This is a genomic window from Undibacterium sp. GW821-FHT07F11 (assembly GCF_059418665.1).
This window is the reverse complement of record NZ_JBWKQH010000003.1, coordinates 174,934-194,375: the sequence shown is the minus strand read 5'-3', so window position 1 is coordinate 194,375 and position 19,442 is coordinate 174,934. Positions and strand designations below refer to the sequence as shown.

Sequence of the window (19,442 nt, the reverse complement as noted above, 5' to 3'; positions counted from 1 at the left end):
GTTTTTGACCTAACCATTTACGCATTCTATTTAACATAAGATAAATTATGCGAAATTATGAGCATTAAGGGCAAGCCAAAAATGATTGTAAAGAATATTGAAAATTATCTAAACAAGCGCGACAAATGGTTTCTATTTTATCGGGCCCTACGCCGTCGGCTTGCCTCCGCGTCTGGTATCGGAGCTGCATTTCAGCAGTTTATTTAGAATCTGCTTTCGTCGCACTACCATTTTGGAATTCTGGATGCTCAGTCAGTAATTGTTTTTGCATGGCGGTGATGCGGCGTAATTTTTCTTCGCCTTTGGCGATCTCTGCCGGTGCTATACCCATGTTACGGGCGCGAGTGATTGCTTCGCGCAAGCGTGGAAGCTCTTCGTCTGCGGCCTGTACATAGGCAGCATACAGGTGCGTGTTTTGGCGGGCTTCGTACTTCTGGTAGGCTTTCGGATCAGCCAGTTCGGCTGCAGTGGGCATTTCCTGAGTGCCTTGATCATGCTGGATTGGCGGCGTGCGTGGATCGCCATCGCGGGTAGCCACCAGGCTCTGGGCAGCAGAAAGTTGTGGCCCGGTAGGCAGCAACGGCACGAATTTTCTTTCCTCTGTGCGCTCTGGAAATGGCGGCGGCCACGAGGCTGCACGCTCACGTTCAGGCTTTCCAGATCCAATGGAGCTGGAAAGATTGACTTTGGCTTGCTGTTGGGTCTGGCTGTCTTCAGGCTGCGGCCAGAATTGCCAGACTGCCAGTCCTGCCGTTACCGTGATTGCTGTTGCGATGAAAATGTTCTTCATAAATGTAAATGCCTTAGCTCGCTAGTTATTTATTAACTCATTCATTCAGCAGTGCCACCTGGTTGATCTCAATTCTTGCGTTCTTCCGCAATTGTGTCTGTAAAGCCGATAGCTGGCGGATGGCTTTTTCCTGTGCCAGCGCCCTGCTGGCTTGATAACGTACGGTTTCTGATGCCGGATCCTGATAGCCTTCATTGCGTTTTTCCACCAGTACGATTTCCCAATAGGCTTTTTCGTCAGGTGCTACAGCAGCGCGTATGGGTGGAGATACCTTGCCGGGTTCTTGCATGTAGGCCAATTGCGCCAACCAGGATAATTTTCCTTGATGGACAATGATGCCCATGTCACCACCCTGCTGTGCATCAGGTGCGATGGAATACTGCCGTGCCAGGTCAGCGAAATTGGTGCCTTGGCGTGCCAGGTCGGCGACCTGCCTGGCCAGCACCTCATTGGCGAGGCGAATATGACGCGCTTTAACAGAAGTAATACGCTTGAACACTTCCTTGTGAGTTCGATAGTAGAGCTGCACTTCTTTGGGTTTTACTTCAGCCGCAAGCTGATTTAAGAGTCTGCTTTCCGAATCGGTATCTGCACCTATACCATGCAGGCTCATGATGGCTTGCACTGCATTTTTTTCTTCCAATGCCCGCCTCAGATCCTTGAGTGCCGACTCACCAAAGCGCTGACGTGCCCAGTCAAGCACATACAAATTGGCCAGATAGAGTTGCGCCTGCTGACGAATGAAGTCACGGTTACGGTTGAAAAACTCCACCCTTCCCTGCACATTCTGGCGACGGAAGATGTCATGCAGGCTAATACTGGCAGCTGGTGCGAAGTTGCAGCGCAAGACCATGACACGGGCAGCAACAGCCTGCTGTGCCAGGTTCAGACTATAGTCAAGCATGAGCCTGTTTCTGAGACCGAAAACGCTGTTCAAGTCGTCTTCCTCCAACTTGCCTTGCTCACGAATCAGCGCATCCAGCCTGCCACCTGCAAGCTTGCTGATAGCTGTTTCCAGATCTTTGCGATAAACGGTTCGCAGATAGCCGCTCAACTGATTATCCAAAGTCACATCGGGTTCAAAAGCCACCCGCCTGGATGACTGCAGTTCCTCTTCGGCAAACTGGCCACGGGCTTCTTCCGCAAGCAAGCGATTGCTGACGATGCTGTCGAGGATATCAGCACGCCTGCTTTTGGGATTATCCAGTTGCGCCATGTGGGCAAATACGTCCAGTGTTAGCTTATAGACAGGAGTGCCATTGAGATGTGCTGCCAGTTCGTGTTGGGATGTGGCCTGATTCATCACCATCACAGTGGGGGCAATGTCCACAGCCATTGCAGTGGACATTGCTGAACACAGTACAGATAGGCAGCCAGCAATGCCTATTACACGCATTTTTCGTTGCAGGCCGTAGCCTTGTCTGTACATGATATGCCTCAACTGTTCAGGCGATTGGCGGCACGGTTCAACACATGAACCATCATGGCAATTGCGTGTGGCACGACCAGACGGCCAGTGCGGACGCGGTCACTCTGGTCGGTAGATGAGAGAACGATACCGCCATTTTGATAAGAATAGGTACCGCCTTGTGTCAGTAATTGACGTATATCGGTAGCGTTAGGTGCCAATGGTGTGAAATCGGCCATCGCGGCTGCCACCAAAGCCGGGTCATTCAGGCTCTGGCTATCGTAATAGCTGTTGACCCATTGTTCCCAACCTGAGTGATTACGGGCTGATGTTGTCCAGGTATGGTGGGGCTGCAGCAAATCAGTAGAGTGCATGACAAAGCCCAGGCTCTGCAGGCTGGGGCTACTCAGGAACTGCTGGAACCAGTATTGCGCCAGATTATCGATGGGCTGGAAGGGGATTTTTTCAAAATCAGCATATTGGCTGGGTGTGGAATAACCACCCAGGCGATAATGTGCTTCGGTCACTCCATATGTGTTGTATTTGCTGCCGTCGCCAAACCAGCCCTTCATGCCACCAGGACCGTCATCAAGATAATCACCAACCAGCCAGGATGCCGCCAGATTGTCTACATCGCCAGCCACGGTAAGCTTGGCATAGTTATAGCCGCCAAAAGGGTTGCCGTGCACATCGGGGCCTGCAGTATGGTTTTGGAAATGCCAGTATGAAGTGTATTTGACGATGCTTTGTGCTGCACCCCAGACTGGTGCCAACTGGCAGTCGCCGGTAACAGCGCCGCAAATATAGGTATCGGCAAAGTCATCTACATCGTAAGCACCCTGGCCCATCGCTGTGGCGAATTGGTCTACGGTAATGCCAGCGCGTGCCAAGCCGCTTGCCAGCGCTTTATAGTTGGTCTTGTCAGGGTTGTTTTTCATAAAATTAACCGCGTCGATGGCAATACGACGATGGGTCTCTTGCAGGAACGCATGTGCAGGTGCAAAACTACAGAGCAAGGTGGCTACAGCCGCCAGTTTGAGAACAGATTTCATGGAACGTCCTTCAGGTTTGAGTATAAAAAGGAGCGAAACTTGGACTGCTGAAATGATCGCCGCGACAAGCCCCCATCTGTCTACGCAGAATGAATTGGGAAGCCATCGCAAGCACGCATAAATATTGGAAATTAAATAATATTAGCGCATTAGCTTTTTAACATGAACGGAAAATGAAAGCTTACTATTTTCTCTAGAATGTGACCTCTAGTTTTAGGTAACCAGCGCGTCACTTTTTGTGGGTAGATATTCAATTGAAACGAAATAATTCGTTACTCATATTTATCAAAATTGGATTTATCAAAATGGTAAACTGACGTTTTAGTTGTGATTTCTCAACATGAGAAAGTATTTGGCTTTTGTCGCCAAAATTTAGCCTATATTTAGTGACCTTTCTCTTTTAGATTTTTTATGCAATCGTTTAGCAGCACAAAGACAATAACAAACCCAGAAATTTTGTACGGTGAGGAAAGGCTTGATTTTTTACGAGAGGAAGTGCTGGCAGATTTGCTGGAGACAAGCGCGAATGCTTTTCCCGACAAGCTAGCCCTGATCTCTGGCGAACAGTCTGTCAGTTATCGCCAGTTAAATGCTGATGCAGATCGTGTTGCCTCTGTCTTGATTGCTGCCGGTGTGCGACCTGGGCACATTATTGGCTTATGGCTGCCGCGTGGCGTTAATTTGCTGCTTATGCAGGCAGCCATTGCCAAATCTGGCGCTGCCTGGCTGCCATTTGATGCTGATACCCCTATAGACCGCATAGCTGTTTGCCTCAATGATGCAAATGCTTTTGGCATCTTGAGTTGTCAGGCTTTTGCACCGCAATTAACCGGGCTAAGCTGCCAGAAATGGCTGGCTGAAGAAGCTTTAACTGATGTTGGGCAAATCAAATTAAAGCGCGGGGTTGTCAAAGGCAGTGATCCAGCCTATGTGATTTATACCTCAGGCTCTACAGGCAAGCCCAAGGGCATATTGGTGAATCAGACCAGCATCTGCCATTTTTTACGTAGTGAAAACCATGTGTTGGGCATACGATATGATGATCGCGTGTACCAGGGATTTTCATTGGCATTTGATATGTCATTTGAAGAAATTTGGATCAGTTATCTGGTTGGCGCAACTTTGTGGCTGGCACCAAAAGAAATTACGGCTGATCCAGATGCTTTGCCGCTGGCCTTGAATGAAAACCGCATCAGCGTTTTACACGCGGTCCCCACCCTGCTCGCTTTGTTCAGCCATGAAGTTGATAGTCTGCGCCTGATTAATCTGGGCGGTGAGATGTGCCCCGAGGTGTTGGTCAAGCGCTGGTCGCGTCCTGGGCGGCAGATGTTCAATACCTATGGGCCGACGGAAGCCAGTGTATCGGCCAGCCTGGCGCAATTGCAGCCAGATCAGGCTGTCAATATAGGCAGGCCTTTGCCGAATTATTCTTTGCTGGTTATTGCGACCGATGTTGAAAACGGTCTGCGCCTCTTGCCGGCAGGTGAAACTGGCGAGCTTTGCATTTCCGGCCCCGGCGTCGCGATGGGCTATCTTGGGCGACCTGATTTAACTGCTGAAAAATTCTTACCCAATCCCTGGGCCAGAAATCCGCATGAGGTCAGGTTGTATCGCACCGGTGACCTGGCCTGTTTTAATCCTGACGGCAGTGTGCAATGTCTGGGGCGGGCTGATGATCAGGTGAAAATCCGTGGCTTCAGGGTTGAGTTGGGTGAAATTGAGTCTGTTTTAGCCAAACAAACTGGTGTTGGTGCAGTTGCCGTTGTCTTGCGTAAGGACGAAGAGATTGATCAGATTGTGGCTTTTATGGTCAACGATCAATTGCCTGCAAATTCTGAAGCCAGCGCTTTTGCACAGCATGCCGCTATCTTGCGTGCAGAATTGAGCCGGGTTTTGCCAGTTTATATGGTGCCTGCCAGGTTTGAATACCTGGCTGAAATGCCAAGGCTGACTTCGGGCAAGATTGACCGCAACACGCTCAAGAAAATCGAGTTGGCCAAACAGGCGGCGAATAACGATTCTGATGTTCCGCAAACCGAAACGGAGGTCGTGCTGTTTGACGCTTTGGCCAGTCTGTTTCCTGGGCAGGCAATACAGCGTGCATCAGATTTTTTTACAGATCTGGGTGGCCATTCTTTAATGGCAGCAAAGCTGGTGTCGATTTTGCGCAAACACCCTCGCTTTGCCTATTTCAGGATCAGTGACATTTATGCACATCGCATCATTGCAAAGATGCTGGATGTTCTTGAATCTACGGGACAAACCCAGGATGCCACTGCCGAAAGCAACAAGGCACAATGGGTAGCTGCCCCCGATTGGAAGCGCTGGCTTTGCGGTCTGGGACAGGCAGCGGCCATACCCTGGCTGGTGGCCATGCGCATGGTGCAATGGCTGGCACCTTTCTTCGCTTATCACTTCTTCACGGGCGATCCTGGAGACTCGATTGCGAGGGCAATTTTCTTGTCCGTTGGTGTTTTCTTATTATTGACGCTGATCGAATTTGCTGTCGCCATCATAGGCAAATGGCTGATTGTCGGGCGCCTGAAGCCCGGGCGCTACCCCTTGTGGGGATGGACTTATTATCGCTGGTGGCTGGCTGACAGACTGGTTGAGGCAGCCCCTGCCTATATGCTGAGCGGTTCTTCCTTATACACATGGTGGTTGCGTGCACTGGGTGCAAAAATAGGTTCTGATGTAGTAATAGGTTCAATGACTTTGCGTGTGCCAGATTTGTTGTGCATAGGCGATCGTTGCAGCATAGGCAATGCCAGTAATTTTGAAAATGCCAGGGTGCAGCATGGCGAGTTAATCCTGGGAACCATCACGCTGGAAGACGATGCGTATGCTGGGTCATATGCTGTGCTGGAAGGTAATGTACACATAGAAGCTGGTGGCCATCTTGATGGACAATCTGCACTGAGTGAGGGACAGCGGATACCAAAATCCAGAATCTGGAAAGGTTCCCCAGCCAGGGATGTGGGCGCGTTTGACGCCTCGATTTTCCCTCCAAGGCCACAGGCTACGCGCTTGCGTCTGATTGGTGAAACTGTGTTTTTTGTGTTTGGCTCACTCTTGATCAGCGCTCTGTTTTTCATGCCGGTTTTCCCCAGTTTTGTGACGATAGACTGGTTTGACAACTCCGAACTCTTCCCTGGTCTGCAAAGCAATTCAGTGGCTTTTCAGCTAGTAAAATATTTCTTGCTGGCTTTTCCTGCTACTGCGGTGTTAATTGTGTGCACTGCCCTGCTGTCTGCCGGCATACGCTGGAGTATTTTGCCAACCTTAAAGCAGGGACAATACCCAGTTCATGGCAATACTTATTGCGGCAAATGGCTGGTCAATCAAATTCAGGAATCCAGCCTGAATGTCTTGCATGGGGTATATGCAACGGTATATGCCCCCTTCTGGTATCGTTTGTTGGGTGCAAAAGTAGGACGTGGTGCTGAGATTTCAACCGCTTTGGGCGTCGTGCCAGACATGCTGACCTTAGGCGATGAAACTTTTATTGCTGATGCAGTATTGCTGGGTGATGAGCAAATCGATTGTGGCTGGATGAGCATGCATCCTACCGTGATTTCGCGTCGCAGCTTTGTTGGTAACGGCGCATATATACCTGACGGCACGATCTTGCCTGAAAACGTATTGATAGGCGTACATTCCAGTGCGCCGGATAATGAACAAATGCATGAGGGCGATACCTGGCTGGGGTCGCCAGCCATCCATTTGCCGGCCCGTGAGGAGACCAAAGGCTTCCCTGAAAACCTGACTTTCCGGCCTTCAGTAATTCGTCGTCTGGGACGTGGCTTGATTGAGGCTTTCCGTATCATTGCGCCGCATGCGATGGTGATTGCTGTTGGCTACACTATTGTTCTGGACTTGATGCCTTTGGCTGGCGACGACCGCTGGAGTGAAGTTGTGTATTACCTGGTTGTTGCCGGTTTGCTGTATGGCGTAGGGAGTTTTGCCTTTGTGCTGGTGTTGAAATGGTTACTGATTTTCCGCTACAAGAAAAGCAGTGTCCCCATGTGGACACCGTTTGTCTGGATATCAGAGGGTATCACCAATCTGTATGAAGGTATTGCGGTGCCGAATTTCATGCGTTATCTGCGTGGCACGCCGTGGCTGCCTTTGGTATTCAATCTGCTTGGTTGCAAAATCGGACGTGGGGTGTACATGGATACGACAGATATTACCGAATTTGACTGTGTCAGCATCGGCGACTATAGCGAAATCAATGCCTTAGCCTGCCCGCAAACACATTTGTTTGAGGACAGAGTCATGAAAATTGATCATGTCAGTATTGGCGAGCGTGTGTACATGGGGCCGCGCAGCTCGGTTTTGTATAGTGCCGTAGTAGCGGATGGTGCCAGTCTCGGTGCATTGACGCTGGTGATGAAGGGTGAATATATTCCCGCCAATTCCAGTTGGCATGGTTGCCCTGCTGCTATGACAGGCGCTTGATATGTTGATATGAACTGGTTTGCTCATCCACGGGATGGCAAGCCAGACCAGAGTTTGTTGATAAGGGCGGCTAATTTTAATATGGCCGCCCGTTATCCATGTCGTCGAATAAAAGAATTACGTGCGGGATAACGCACAGATGCCCTCGAGACAGTCTGTCATGATGAAGCAGATCTTAAGCAAACATTAAGCAGATTCACTGAACTTGTGCAGGAATGGCACAGAACATAAGCGCTGACATGACAAAACTCCCAGAAAAATTTGCGCAAAAAACCACAACCCCAATGCCGAAAAAGACTATTCGCATTGAATTAGCGAAATCTACCATTGTAGCTATCGTTGCTGTGGTGTTAGGTTTTGCATTACTCTCGCAACTGGTTCCGGTCATTCTTGTATTGATCACTGCACTGATGCTGGTTGGCACTCTTAATCCGGCGGTTGACTGGCTTGAACATCATAAAATTCGCCGCTTTACCAGTATAGCGATCGTGTTCACTGTATTGATGATGGTCCTGGTCGCCTTAGCCGTTTTCACGGTACCGCCGTTTATTGCTCAAGTGGTTAGTCTGGTCGAGAAAGAGCCTGAATTGCGTGGACGCCTGATCAAATTTCTCGCTGCTTATCCCGTTACTGAATCTCTGGCGGACGGCTTGAGCCATATTCAATATGCTGCGCTCTTCAAATCCTACAGTAGCGAAGCAATGGCTTTTTCAAGAGGTTTCTTCGAGATTATTGCGTATGGTGCAGGTTCCTTCTTTCTTGCCTTGTACATCATGATAGACCGCGACCGCTTGCGCGGCGCATTGTTTGCAGTCATACCCCGCGCTCACCATATCAAGCTGGCACGCATCATGCTCAATCTTGAAACCATCGTTGGTGGTTACGTACGTGGGCAGGTTCTCACTTGTGCGATGATGACGGTCTTCCTCTTTATTCTGCTTACTGCCTGTGGCGTGCCGAATGCAATAGCAATTGCGGCGTTTGGTGGTATCGTGGACGTGCTCCCCTTTGTTGGTATCTTCCTCACCATGATACCTGCGGTGTTGGCTGCCCTGGCTGTCGGTGGTGTTGCCGCGACCGTAGTTTTCGTGCTGTTACTTTGCTATGAGGAATTTGAAAGCCGGATATTAATCCCCGTCGTCTATGGACGTGCGCTACGTTTGCCCTCTTCCATAGTGCTGTTCGCATTGATTGCAGGTGGTTCGCTGTATGGTATTGGAGGTGCACTGCTCGCGTTGCCGGTTGCGGCGACCTTGCTTATGCTGGTTGATGAGTTGAAAGTAGAATTGCCGGGTGAAAGTTTGCAACCCAGGGATTTGGCCGTACAAAGGGATGACATCGTCGGCGAGGCTGAATATCTGCGACGCACAGATGGCATGCCGGCGGAAGCAGCGGCAGGAATCGCGCTAGAAATTTCTGGCGATAGAAAACTCAGCGAAGAAGATAAAACAATGAAAGATTCAGTTCCGGCTGAGAATACGGTTGAAAATACTTAAGCTGGCGTAAATTGTTCGTCCTTGACTTGATGCCACACTATTTTTATTGACCCTTCTTAGGATATTTGGGCTGGCTCAACACTTGCCCCATTAATGCCGTACCTGGTGTTTCCCTGCCACCTGGGCCTGCTTCGAATCGTATGTTTTCAAGCTGCAATTCTTCTTTGCACACAGCACATGCTGGTATGGCGCTGGTGATATGGCCACAGTGTTGATGACGTACGAGTAAAGGCTGCTGTCCTTCTGCTGTGCGCCATTTATCTCCCCAGGCAGTCAGAGCCAGTAATACTGGATACAAATCCCGTCCTTGCTGAGTAAGGCTATACCGCCATACACGCTTGTCCTGTTCATCGGTCCTGCGCTCAACGATGCCCTGCTCCATCATTTTTTTCAGTCGGGCTGTCAGAATATTGGATGCTACACCAAGATTGCGCTGAATATCATCAAAGCGCTCAAAACCCAGAAACAGATCGCGCAAAATCAGGAGTGACCACCACTCACCAATGACTTCCAGCGTGCGGGCAATCGAACAGGAAAAATCAGAAAAAGAGCTTCGCTCCATAATTTAGCTTGCTTGATGCAAGTTAACTGTTTACATTACTTGCATTATGCCAGTGAAAGTTAGCCATGTATGCTTATATCGTTGAGAATAAATTTCGCAAAACCTTTGCCGCTATCAACGCAGGCGATGTCAGTCTGATGCTTGATAGTCTGGCCACTGATTTTGCATATCGCTTTGAAGGAGATTCACCAATTTCTGGCTTACGTAATTCACGCGCATCCATGGCTTTGTGGTGGGAGCGCTTATTCCGCCTGTTCCCTGGCTTGCACTTTGAAGTAAAAGAAGTTGCTGTCATCGGACCACCGTGGGATACCCGTATCCATGCCGTGTTGGATTTTATTGTGCCGCACCAGCCAGATGGTCCCTACAAGAATATAGTGATGCAATTCATGCGCATGAGCTGGGGAAAGATCACCTACATCCATACACTGGAGGATACTCAGCGTTGCGGGCGTTATCTGGCATGGAGTGCCGCACAGGGATGTGACGAAGCATTGGCATCCCCTATTACTGATCAGTCCTGGCCTGGCCCCGGCCCTTTCCTGCGAGCTTAGAACTTGCACTTGGATATCAAGTGCTCAAATGCATATTTGCCAAAACCCTATCCCTCACAGAACCGGACTTGCTTGCAGCAAGCAAGTCCGTCCAATGTGATGGATATATTTGCTACCAAGAGTTATTCGTTCAATTGCGAGATGGTTTTACTAGCTCGCTTGAGCATGGCTCATTGTCTACCAATTAGCTTTGGACAAAATAATCAGCCATTTGCGGAACATCAGTATTTCCAGGTGCCCGGCCTGTATGCCTGTACTGCAATCGAGTACAGGATTTACATAATAAGAGCGCTGCCTGAAGTCGCGGCAAACAAAAATTTCACGGCGCCCCAGACGCATCAAAAATGATGTTGGGGCAAATTGCAGGCTGAAGCGTGTATCAAAGGACTGTTCGAGGTTTGCCATAATCAATCTCCATATCGGTTGGTATGTGATAGAAGAACGTTCATCAAAACAGCCATGCGTTCATCCATGAAGCGAACTTTAACATAAAACACTGTATGTGCGATCAGTATTGTGTGGCACTGTGGTTTTCTTATCTTCATACACTCTCTGCACAATCTCTTATCCCAGTCACGTAAGTCCAGCACATAAAATAAACTTTGAAGTCTTTCGCCATATTACATATACTGTATATTTAATCAGTATATGTAATATGGCCCACGTTTCCTCACTTCCTCCTGAACGCATACACCCTGCATTGTGGCGTGCATCGCAGCTGGCGCGTGGTCAGGGTGGCTATCTGCCTAGTGGTTATGCTGAGCTCAATAACGAATTGCCAGGTAATGGCTGGCCGCAAGGGCAATTAACCGAGATTTTGCTGCCGCAGGTTGGCACTGCCGAACTCAGCTTGCTTAAGCCTGCCTTAAGTCAGCTTGATGGGCGCCCCATTGTTTTGTTGACGCCGCCTTATATACCGCAAGCATTGGCTTTTGCATGCACAGGTTTGCAATCATCGCAGTTGATATGGATACACTGCCAGAAGCATGTAGATGCCCTGTGGGCAGCAGAGCAGGTGCTGCGCAATAGCAGTTGTGGCGCGCTGTTGTTCTGGACATCCAGCATCCGTAGTGAAGCTTTGCGTCGTTTGCATCTGGCAGCACAAAGCTCGGAGACTTTATTCTTTTTGATGCGTGACATGCGGGCGGCACATCAAGCCTCTCCTGCCCCCTTGCGATTGAGTGTGCAAACCAGCCAATATGGTCTGGAACTAGGCATCCTCAAGCGCCGTGGCAGCCAGCGCGATGCGCCGCTGGCATTGCATGTCCCTGATCATCCTTATTTGTATGCCTATGCTCATCCATGCAAAGAAAAACTTGCGACAAACTATGGCAACCTGCCCTCCACTGTGGATAGCCGTTCACCTGCCTTTACTCCAGCTTGAGGTGTTTGTTACGCCCTTGTTTGCTCAGCAAGAGACGCAAGTCAGTGTGATTCTTCATCAAGGCCGGGTGACATCCATGTCTGAATCTGCCGATCAGGCTGGCATACGTCTGGGCATGCGCGCAGGGGGTGTGCAGATGCTGTCTGCCGATGCTGATTACTATCAGCGTGACCATAATAAAGAAAAGCTGGCGCTGCAGGCAGTGGCAACTGCGCTGCTGCAATACTCACCACAAGTCTGTCTGGCAGAAGACGATTGCATACTGGTTGATATCAGTGCCAGCCTGAGCCTGTTTGGTGGTATACGCGCTTTGCGTAAACGCGTGCAAGAAAGCATGCGCATTCTGGGCTATACAGCTACAACTGGCATTGCTCCCGTTGCCAGGGCTGCGTGGTTATTGGCCAAGCAGGCATCGCGCAAACTACCCAGAGGACAGCATGTTTTTAAACTGCAAAGATTGAGCCAGCGTCTGGACAGGCTACCAGTCAAGTTACTTACTGCAGCTGAGCCTTTGACTGAATTATTGCAGGGCATAGCCTGCTATAGCCTGCGGGATTTGCGGCAATTACCCCGCCCTGGCCTGCAGAGGCGTTGCGGCAAAGCTTTACTCATAGAGCTGGATCAAGCTTATGGTGAGCAAGCCGAAGTACACGAATGGTATCTGGCGGCACCAGAATTCAAAGTCAAAATGGAGTTGCCAGACCGTATAGAGCTTGCAGAATCACTTCTTATTTTTGCCCGCAGTCTGCTGGCCCAGTTACTGGGATGGCTGGCAGCACAGCAACTGGCAGTTACGCATATACACATGGAGTTATTGCATGAACGTGGCCGTCAGGCCATCCCACCGACCATGTTTGACCTGCAACTGGCACAAGCATGCTGGCAAGAGTCGCATCTGCTGAGTTTGTTTAAAGAGAAACTCAGCCAGCTCAAACTACATAGTGCCGTCATCGGCATGCTGCTGGAGGTAAAACAGACTATCTTGCGCGAAGCACAAAGCTATACCTTGTTCCCCGAACCTGGTGGACAAGCAAATGAACATAAGCGCTTGCTTGAACTCCTGGTCGCCCGTCTGGGCGAAGATAATGTCTTGCAGCCAGCACCACAAGCAGACCATAGGGCTGATATTGCAAATCACTGGATTTCTGTCATCAAGAAAGCTCCGCCACCTTGCCCTGCTCACGCTTTGGCAGCTTATGCCTTGCGCCCTAACTGGTTGCTACCGCAGCCGCTGGCGCTGGACATCCACGAGCATCGCCCTTATTACGGCTCAGAACTCAAACTTGTTTCTCCGGCTGAGCGTATAGAAGCAGGCTGGTGGAATGAGCAGATACAAACCCGGGATTACTACATCGCTGTCGATAAGCGCCATGTGCGTTACTGGATTTATCGCGAGCGCGCCAATGATCCCGACAGTGAAGAACCTGTCTGGTTCTTGCACGGCATTTTTGGATAGTATTTTGGATAGATCAGCATGAATACCTTCCTGCCCGAATATGCCGAATTATTTTGCATGAGCAATTTCAGCTTCCTGCATGGCGCATCACATTCAGAAGAACTGGTGGCGCGTGCGATTAAACTGGATTATCGCGCCCTGGCCATTACCGATGAATGCTCCTTTGCTGGCTTGGCAAGAGCATATACAGCAGCAAAAAATACCGGCTTGCATCTCATCGTCGGCGCCCACTTCAGACTGGAAGATGTAGAAGCACCTGAAAATAATGTGCATCTGATTGCTCTTGCACAAAATCGTGAAGGCTATGGCAATTTATCTGAAATAATCACTCTTGGCAGATGCCGGGCAACCAAGGGTAGTTACTTATTGACGCCCAAAGATTTCGTCACGCCACCGCCAGGTTTGGAACACTTGTCTGGCTTGCCAGATTGTCTGTTGATACTGGTGCCAATCTACCCTGCAGAAAGTGAACTACTACTGAAACAAGCGAAATGGTTGAAGCAAAACTTCCCTGACCGCGCCTGGATAGGTTTGAATTTGCTAATGCAAATTGCAGATGAATATCAAAAACAACAAGTTGATGCGGTAGCTGAGATTGTGCAATTACCCGTCGTTGCAATTGGCCAGGTCACCATGCATGTCAGGTCTCGCAAGCCCTTGCAGGATACGATGACTGCCATACGCCTGTGCCAGCCCATCACTGAATGTGGTTACACGCTGGCGATGAATGCAGAGCAGCACCTGCGTTCGCGTTTAAGGTTAGCGACGATTTATCCGCTGCATACTCTGGCCGAAACAGTGAAAATCGCAGAGCTGTGCAGTTTTTCATTGAATGAATTGCGCTATGAGTATCCGCACGAATTGGTACCCAAAGGGTATACGCCTGCCAGTTATTTAAAGCTTCAGGTCTATAAAGGAGCTGATCTACGCTATCCGCAAGGTTTGCCTTTATCTGTCACACATAAAATAGAACATGAACTACTTCTGATTAATGAACTCGCTTATGAGCCTTATTTTTTAACGGTATTCGATATCGTTAAGTTTGCAAGAGAAAAAAGGATACTTTGCCAGGGGCGCGGCTCGGCAGCCAATTCTGTCGTTTGTTATTGCCTGCATATTACCGAAGTCAATCCAGAGACACATACCCTGTTGTTTGAGCGCTTCCTGTCCAAGGAGAGAGGTGAACCGCCCGACATCGATGTCGATTTTGAACATCAGCGTCGCGAAGAAGTCATGCAGTATATTTATGAAAAATATGGACGTGACCGTGCTGCCATAGCTGCTGCTGTACACACTTACCACCCGCGCGGCGCCTTGCGTGATGTGGGAAAAGCCCTGGGCGTAGACCTGGCCATTGTTGATGCCGTGGCAAAATCACATCGCTGGTTTGATAGCAAGCAAGAATTATTCAAGCGATTCACTGAATGCGGCCTGGACATCAATTCTCCTATCGCACAGCAATGGGCCTTGTTGACAGGTAAATTACTGCGTTTCCCGCGTCATCTATCTCAGCACAGCGGTGGCTTTGTCATTGCGCGCGGCAAATTATCCAGGCTGGTGCCGATAGAAAATGCAGCGATGGAAAAGCGTAATGTGATTCAATGGGATAAGGATGATCTTGAATCCCTGGGCCTGCTCAAGGTTGATGTGCTGGCCCTTGGCATGCTGTCGGCATTGCGACGGGCTTTTGATTTGATGGCAAGCTTGCCAGGCAAACCTAAGCGCATGCAGGATGTGCCACGAGAAGATTCGCTAACCTATGACATGATCTGCAAGGCAGATACCATAGGTGTGTTCCAGATAGAATCCCGGGCGCAGATGAGCATGTTGCTACGCTTGAGGCCCAGAGAATTCTATGATCTGGTGATACAAATTGCCATTGTGCGGCCCGGCCCTATACAAGGCGGTATGGTGCACCCTTATTTACAAAGACGTCAGGGCAAGCAACCTGTAGAAATGCACAAAAACCCGGGTATGCGGGCAGCGTTGCAACGCACTCTAGGGATACCTATTTTCCAGGAGCAGGTCATGCAAATCGCTATGCATGCGGCAGACTTTACGGCAGGAGAAGCGGATGGTTTGCGCCGTGCAATGGCAGCCTGGAAACGGAAAGGCGGCCTGGAAGGCTATGAAACCAGGATAGTAGAAAGCATGGTCAAGAATGGTTATGAGCGTGATTTTGCACAAGGTATCTATGAGCAAATGAAGGGATTTGGTGATTATGGCTTCCCTGAAAGCCATTCAGCCAGCTTCGCCATCCTCGCATACTTCAGTAGCTGGATCAAACGTCATGAGCCTGCGGTGTTTTTATGCTCGCTATTGAATTCTCAGCCTTTAGGTTTTTATTCACCTTCGCAATTGATACAGGATGCCCGTCGCCATGATGTGCAAGTCAGTGCGATTGATGTGACTTGTAGTGACTGGGACTCTTCACTTGAGACAGAGACGAAACTCAATAGATTTACCGAAACCATGCAACCTGCCGTGCGTATGGGCTTCTCCCTGTTGTATGGCATGTCCGAGGATGCCGCCTTACGTATCATGGCCGCGCGCCAGCAGCAGGCTTTTATTGATGTGCATGATCTGGCAAAGCGCGCGCAGTTAAGCCAGCATGATTTGCATGTGCTGGCTGCCGGCAATGCCTTGTCGGCATTGGCTGGACATAGAAGACAAGCACTGTGGCAGGCAGTAGGTGCAATGCCAGATAAGGATTTGTTGCGTGTTACCAGCATACAGGAGAAGGTGCCACAACTGAAAGCCCCTTCAGAAGCACAGGAGATTTATAGTGATTACCACGCGACAGGATTCAGTCTGCAGCGCCATCCTCTTGCTTTGCTGCGACCACAATTGCTGGCCAAACGTTTCTTGCCAGCAGAAATGCTGAATACATTTCAGCAAGGACAATTTGCGCGCGGCTGTGGCCTGGTCACGGTAAGACAAAGACCGCAGACGGCCAAGGGCGTCATCTTCATCACCATAGAAGATGAAACTGGTCCGGTGAATGTGATTATCTGGCCAAATGTGCTGGAAAAACAGCGTAGTGAAGTCTTGAGTGCACCACTACTGGGCGTATATGGCATCTGGCAATGCGAAGCCGAAGTCAGGCATCTGGTCGCCAAACGCCTGGTGGATATGTCGCATCTCCTGGGGCAACTGGAAGTGGGCAGCAGGAATTTTTGTTAAGCTCCCCTGCCCTATATATATATTTACTCCTGGTTATCGTCAGGTAAAGTCAGGCGACCGGTGTGATAATCATATTCATAAACCTCGCCATAGCGCCCCCATTCTATGGCGACTTCGAGTACGCGTTTTGCTTCGTCAGACTTCAAAAACTCTTCCAGCAAATCTATCAGCGGTTGTTCAGACAGGCTGCCACTCGCTTCCGATTCCAGATTACGGCGTATATGTGCTGCCAATGGAACATGGGTCAGCAATTGCTGGCCAAACAATTCCTGCTTTTGCGCCTGCTCTACTTCTACATATTTTTTACCCAGCGGCGTCAACATGATGTCGCCTTTTTCCAGCACGGCGAAGCCCAACAGGCTTAAGGCCTCATAAGTCGGGAATAATTCTTCATCCGACAATTCAGCCTCTTCTGCCAGTTGCGGCAAATCGGCACGGCCATTGAATGGGGCTTCTGCCAACAAATCGAGAATACCTTCGATGCGGCTAACATCCGTCTCAGGCAAGCGATAGCCCAGGTGGCGCGTATTGGGCGTATCTGCCGCAGCCTCATGCGTCGCGCGCATGGTCATCAAGCCATATACTTCATCAATCAAGGCACGGACTTCAAGCGAATCCACATCACGCGGCCTGGGCAGGTCTATCTTGATTTCGCATCTGACCGAGCCCGGGTCACTGGATAAAATAATGATGCGGTCTGCCATCATGACGGCTTCTTCAATATTATGAGAAACGATGAGAATACCCTTGGTGGATATGCGGTCATCTTCCCACAGCTCCAACATGTCATTACGCAGGGTTTCACCTGTCAACACATCCAGGGCAGAAAAAGCTTCATCCATGAGCAGCACATCAGGATTGGTAACCAGTGCCCTGGCTATACCCACACGCTGTTTCATGCCACCAGAAAGTTCACGTGGCAAGGCGCCACCAAAACCAGCCAGGCCTATCAATTCAAGAACTGCATCGGCTCTTTGCTCCCGCTCTGCTGCTGGCACACCCTGAGCTTCGAGCCCCAGTTCCACATTCTGTTGCACAGTCAGCCACGGGAATAAGGCAAAGGACTGGAACACCATGGCTATACCAGCTACTGGCCCACCGATGGTCTTGTCACGATAAGCCACTTTGCCTGCATCAGCCGGTATCAAACCAGCCATGATGCGCAGTAAAGTAGATTTACCTGAGCCAGATTTACCCAGCAAAGCGACGATTTCGCCATCTTTGAGTTGAAAATCAACCTTGTCCAGTATCAGGCGCGATTTACCATCTGCTGCTTTAAAGGATTTTGCGACCTGATTCAGATCGAGTAATAAATTTTGAGTCATCTTGAATTCCTTGATGAATGATCCAGGCGTAAGCGCTATGGCTCAACGCAGATGGTCTTCGGCCAGCAAATACAATTTGCGCCATAAAAAACGGTTCAGCAGCATAACGAATATGCACATCACGCCTATGCCTAAAGCGATACGGTGAAAGTCCCCAGTCTCCGTCATTTGCTTGATATAACTCCCCAAGCCATCAGCCACCAATGTGGTTTTACCCCAGGTAACATACTCAGCCACGATACTCGCATTCCATGAGCCACCACTGGCAGTGATTGCGCCTGTGATATAGCTGGGGAAAACTGCAGGCAAGTACACCCGTTTCCATTTCAGCCAGCCTTTCAAACCCAGGTTGTCTGCAGCGAGCCGCAGTTCATTAGGGATAGTGGCAGCACCAGCCACGACATTGAACAGGATGTACCACTGTGTGCCAAACACCATCAAGGGGCTGAGCCAGATATTCGGCGTCAATTTGAATGTCACCATGGCAAATACCACCAGGGGAAACATCAGATTCACAGGAAACGCCGCCAGAAATTGCGCCATCGCCTGCACTTTTTGGGAATACTGGGGGCGCAAACCTATCCAGACTGCCACCGGCACCCAGAACAAGGAAGCCAGGGCAATCAGCAACATGACACGCACCAGGGTAATCAAGCCCAAGCCCAGTACATGCGCCACTTCAGCCCAGCCCACCACACTGTGTATGAAAATGAACAGGCTGTACATGGCAAAAACAGATGCCAGCAACAAAACTGTATCCAGGACTTTAGGCCAGGCCGGATGGGTAAAGCGCTGATTTACCTGCACAGTCGTACCATCACCTTGCACACTAAACCATGACAAGCCGCGCCCAAGGAAAAGCCAGAACCTGGTTATCCAGGCACGGAACAAACGGCTGTTACGCATCCAGTCCAGCAACCATGATTGCTGTGCTGTGTCACCTTGGGTTTCTTCAAAGCGGAACTTGTCAGCCCATGCCAGTAACGGGCGGAAAAATAATTGGTCATACAACAAAATACCGATGAGCATGGCCGCAATCGCCCAGGTGATGGCCATACCATCCCTGGCTTCAATCGCTACCGCAATATAGGAGCCTATGCCTGGCAATTTAATATCTTGACCTGCTACAGAAATAGCCTCCGCCGCCACCAGGAAAAACCAGCCACCAGACATGGACATCATCATATTCCAGAGCAAGCCCGGCATGGCGAATGGCAGTTCCAGACGCCAGAAACGCTGCCAGCCAGAGAGCCTGAAAATCTGCGCTGCTTCTTTCAATTCAGGCGGTACATTGCGTATTGACTGATACAGGCTGAATGCCATATTCCATGCCTGGGATGTAAAAATCGCAAAAATGGCAGCACATTCCACGCCCAGTAAATTACCAGGGAACAGGGCAATAAAAGGGGCAATCGCAATCGCTTGAAAACCAAGAATAGGCACAGATTGCAAGATATCCAGCGCCGGTATCATGACTTTTTCAGCTGCCTGATATTTGGCAGCAATGGCTGCAAATATCAGGCTAAAAATCAATGAAAAGGCTAATGCAGTGAACATGCGCAAAATCGTGCGCAATAAATAGTAAGGCAGATAGGCAGGATCAAGACTGATTTGCAGTGCCTCGCCCACGGCGAAAGGACGGCTCATCTGCATGGCGGCAAAGGCAAAAATACCCAATATAGCCAGTACTAACGGGAGTAAAGCCCAATCCCAACGATTTGGACCTTTGCTCTCAGTGATTGCCTGGAAACGGAACAATTCAAACATGAAT

13 protein-coding genes are annotated in these 19,442 nt (G+C 49.7%); 6 read left to right on the top strand and 7 right to left on the bottom strand.

Translation table 11 applies throughout. From position 1 onward, the window contains the following. Positions 1–199: 199 nt before the first annotated feature. The 3 genes from AC07OI_RS08270 to AC07OI_RS08260 all read right to left on the bottom strand — a co-directional run bounded on the left by AC07OI_RS08270 (position 200) and on the right by AC07OI_RS08260 (position 3,250). Complete coding sequence (locus tag AC07OI_RS08270; protein ID WP_495256871.1) at positions 200–790, bottom strand: hypothetical protein; 591 nt, start codon at positions 788–790, stop codon at positions 200–202. 37 nt (positions 791–827) lie between these two features. Next, positions 828–2,138, bottom strand: a complete 1,311-nt coding sequence (locus tag AC07OI_RS08265) for a peptidylprolyl isomerase (protein ID WP_495256870.1) — start codon at positions 2,136–2,138, stop codon at positions 828–830. An 89-nt stretch (positions 2,139–2,227) separates the two neighbouring features. Continuing rightward, positions 2,228–3,250 (bottom strand): phospholipase, encoded by a 1,023-nt coding sequence (locus tag AC07OI_RS08260; RefSeq protein ID WP_495256869.1) that lies wholly within the window; start codon positions 3,248–3,250, stop codon positions 2,228–2,230. A 411-nt stretch (positions 3,251–3,661) separates the two neighbouring features. On the opposite strand from AC07OI_RS08260, the gene AC07OI_RS08255 reads away from it, so the two are divergent. Together AC07OI_RS08255 and AC07OI_RS08250 are read left to right on the top strand one after the other, a co-directional pair. After that, on the top strand, positions 3,662–7,711 hold the full coding sequence (locus AC07OI_RS08255; protein WP_495256868.1) for a Pls/PosA family non-ribosomal peptide synthetase: 4,050 nt from the start codon (positions 3,662–3,664) through the stop codon (positions 7,709–7,711). Between the two features lie 239 nt (positions 7,712–7,950). Beyond that, the gene (locus tag AC07OI_RS08250) at positions 7,951–9,207 is read left to right on the top strand and encodes an AI-2E family transporter (RefSeq protein ID WP_492704340.1); all 1,257 of its coding nucleotides are present in this window, start codon (positions 7,951–7,953) and stop codon (positions 9,205–9,207) included. Between the two features lie 43 nt (positions 9,208–9,250). Here the strand turns inward: AC07OI_RS08250 and AC07OI_RS08245 are convergent, their stop codons facing one another. After that, positions 9,251–9,769: a winged helix-turn-helix transcriptional regulator gene (locus tag AC07OI_RS08245; RefSeq protein ID WP_492704339.1), complete on the bottom strand. Its 519-nt coding sequence runs from the start codon at positions 9,767–9,769 to the stop codon at positions 9,251–9,253. A gap of 65 nt (positions 9,770–9,834) precedes the next feature. Between AC07OI_RS08245 and AC07OI_RS08240 the strand changes: the two genes are divergently transcribed. Beyond that, positions 9,835–10,323, top strand: coding sequence for a nuclear transport factor 2 family protein (locus AC07OI_RS08240; protein WP_492704338.1), 489 nt, complete (start codon positions 9,835–9,837; stop codon positions 10,321–10,323). A gap of 177 nt (positions 10,324–10,500) precedes the next feature. Here the strand turns inward: AC07OI_RS08240 and AC07OI_RS08235 are convergent, their stop codons facing one another. Beyond that, positions 10,501–10,728, bottom strand: coding sequence for a hypothetical protein (locus AC07OI_RS08235; protein ID WP_186951405.1), 228 nt, complete (start codon positions 10,726–10,728; stop codon positions 10,501–10,503). Between the two features lie 250 nt (positions 10,729–10,978). Here AC07OI_RS08235 and imuA point away from each other — a divergent pair, with 250 nt between their 5' ends. Genes imuA through AC07OI_RS08220 form a run of 3 tightly spaced genes read left to right on the top strand, consistent with a single transcriptional unit; the run spans position 10,979 to position 16,346 of the window. Next, positions 10,979–11,707: a translesion DNA synthesis-associated protein ImuA gene (imuA, locus tag AC07OI_RS08230; RefSeq protein ID WP_495256867.1), complete on the top strand. Its 729-nt coding sequence runs from the start codon at positions 10,979–10,981 to the stop codon at positions 11,705–11,707. Further along, the gene (locus tag AC07OI_RS08225) at positions 11,652–13,163 is read left to right on the top strand and encodes a Y-family DNA polymerase (RefSeq protein WP_492704336.1); all 1,512 of its coding nucleotides are present in this window, start codon (positions 11,652–11,654) and stop codon (positions 13,161–13,163) included. Before imuA ends, AC07OI_RS08225 begins: the two co-directional genes overlap by 56 nt. Before the next feature lie 18 nt (positions 13,164–13,181). Further along, complete coding sequence (locus tag AC07OI_RS08220) at positions 13,182–16,346, top strand: error-prone DNA polymerase (protein ID WP_495256866.1); 3,165 nt, start codon at positions 13,182–13,184, stop codon at positions 16,344–16,346. A 23-nt stretch (positions 16,347–16,369) separates the two neighbouring features. Here the strand turns inward: AC07OI_RS08220 and AC07OI_RS08215 are convergent, their stop codons facing one another. Both AC07OI_RS08215 and AC07OI_RS08210 read right to left on the bottom strand, forming a co-directional pair. Beyond that, positions 16,370–17,671, bottom strand: coding sequence for an ABC transporter ATP-binding protein (locus tag AC07OI_RS08215; protein ID WP_495256865.1), 1,302 nt, complete (start codon positions 17,669–17,671; stop codon positions 16,370–16,372). 42 nt (positions 17,672–17,713) lie between these two features. Next, positions 17,714–19,438 carry an ABC transporter permease gene (locus tag AC07OI_RS08210; protein WP_495256864.1) on the bottom strand — a complete coding sequence of 575 codons (1,725 nt, stop codon included), beginning with the start codon at positions 19,436–19,438 and terminating at the stop codon, positions 17,714–17,716. Positions 19,439–19,442: the final 4 nt, after the last annotated feature.

Excerpts from the sequence above, each read along its gene's own strand:
- AC07OI_RS08270 (WP_495256871.1), bottom strand. The coding sequence starts at position 790 with ATGAAGAACATTTTCATCGCAACAGCAATCACGGTAACGGCAGGACTG.
- AC07OI_RS08265 (WP_495256870.1), bottom strand. The coding sequence starts at position 2,138 with ATGTCCACTGCAATGGCTGTGGACATTGCCCCCACTGTGATGGTGATG.
- AC07OI_RS08260 (WP_495256869.1), bottom strand. The coding sequence starts at position 3,250 with ATGAAATCTGTTCTCAAACTGGCGGCTGTAGCCACCTTGCTCTGTAGT.
- AC07OI_RS08255 (WP_495256868.1), top strand. The coding sequence starts at position 3,662 with ATGCAATCGTTTAGCAGCACAAAGACAATAACAAACCCAGAAATTTTG.
- AC07OI_RS08250 (WP_492704340.1), top strand. The coding sequence starts at position 7,951 with ATGACAAAACTCCCAGAAAAATTTGCGCAAAAAACCACAACCCCAATG.
- AC07OI_RS08245 (WP_492704339.1), bottom strand. The coding sequence starts at position 9,769 with ATGGAGCGAAGCTCTTTTTCTGATTTTTCCTGTTCGATTGCCCGCACG.
- AC07OI_RS08240 (WP_492704338.1), top strand. The coding sequence starts at position 9,835 with ATGTATGCTTATATCGTTGAGAATAAATTTCGCAAAACCTTTGCCGCT.
- AC07OI_RS08235 (WP_186951405.1), bottom strand. The coding sequence starts at position 10,728 with ATGGCAAACCTCGAACAGTCCTTTGATACACGCTTCAGCCTGCAATTT.
- imuA (WP_495256867.1), top strand. The coding sequence starts at position 10,979 with ATGGCCCACGTTTCCTCACTTCCTCCTGAACGCATACACCCTGCATTG.
- AC07OI_RS08225 (WP_492704336.1), top strand. The coding sequence starts at position 11,652 with ATGGCAACCTGCCCTCCACTGTGGATAGCCGTTCACCTGCCTTTACTC.
- AC07OI_RS08220 (WP_495256866.1), top strand. The coding sequence starts at position 13,182 with ATGAATACCTTCCTGCCCGAATATGCCGAATTATTTTGCATGAGCAAT.
- AC07OI_RS08215 (WP_495256865.1), bottom strand. The coding sequence starts at position 17,671 with ATGACTCAAAATTTATTACTCGATCTGAATCAGGTCGCAAAATCCTTT.
- AC07OI_RS08210 (WP_495256864.1), bottom strand. The coding sequence starts at position 19,438 with ATGTTTGAATTGTTCCGTTTCCAGGCAATCACTGAGAGCAAAGGTCCA.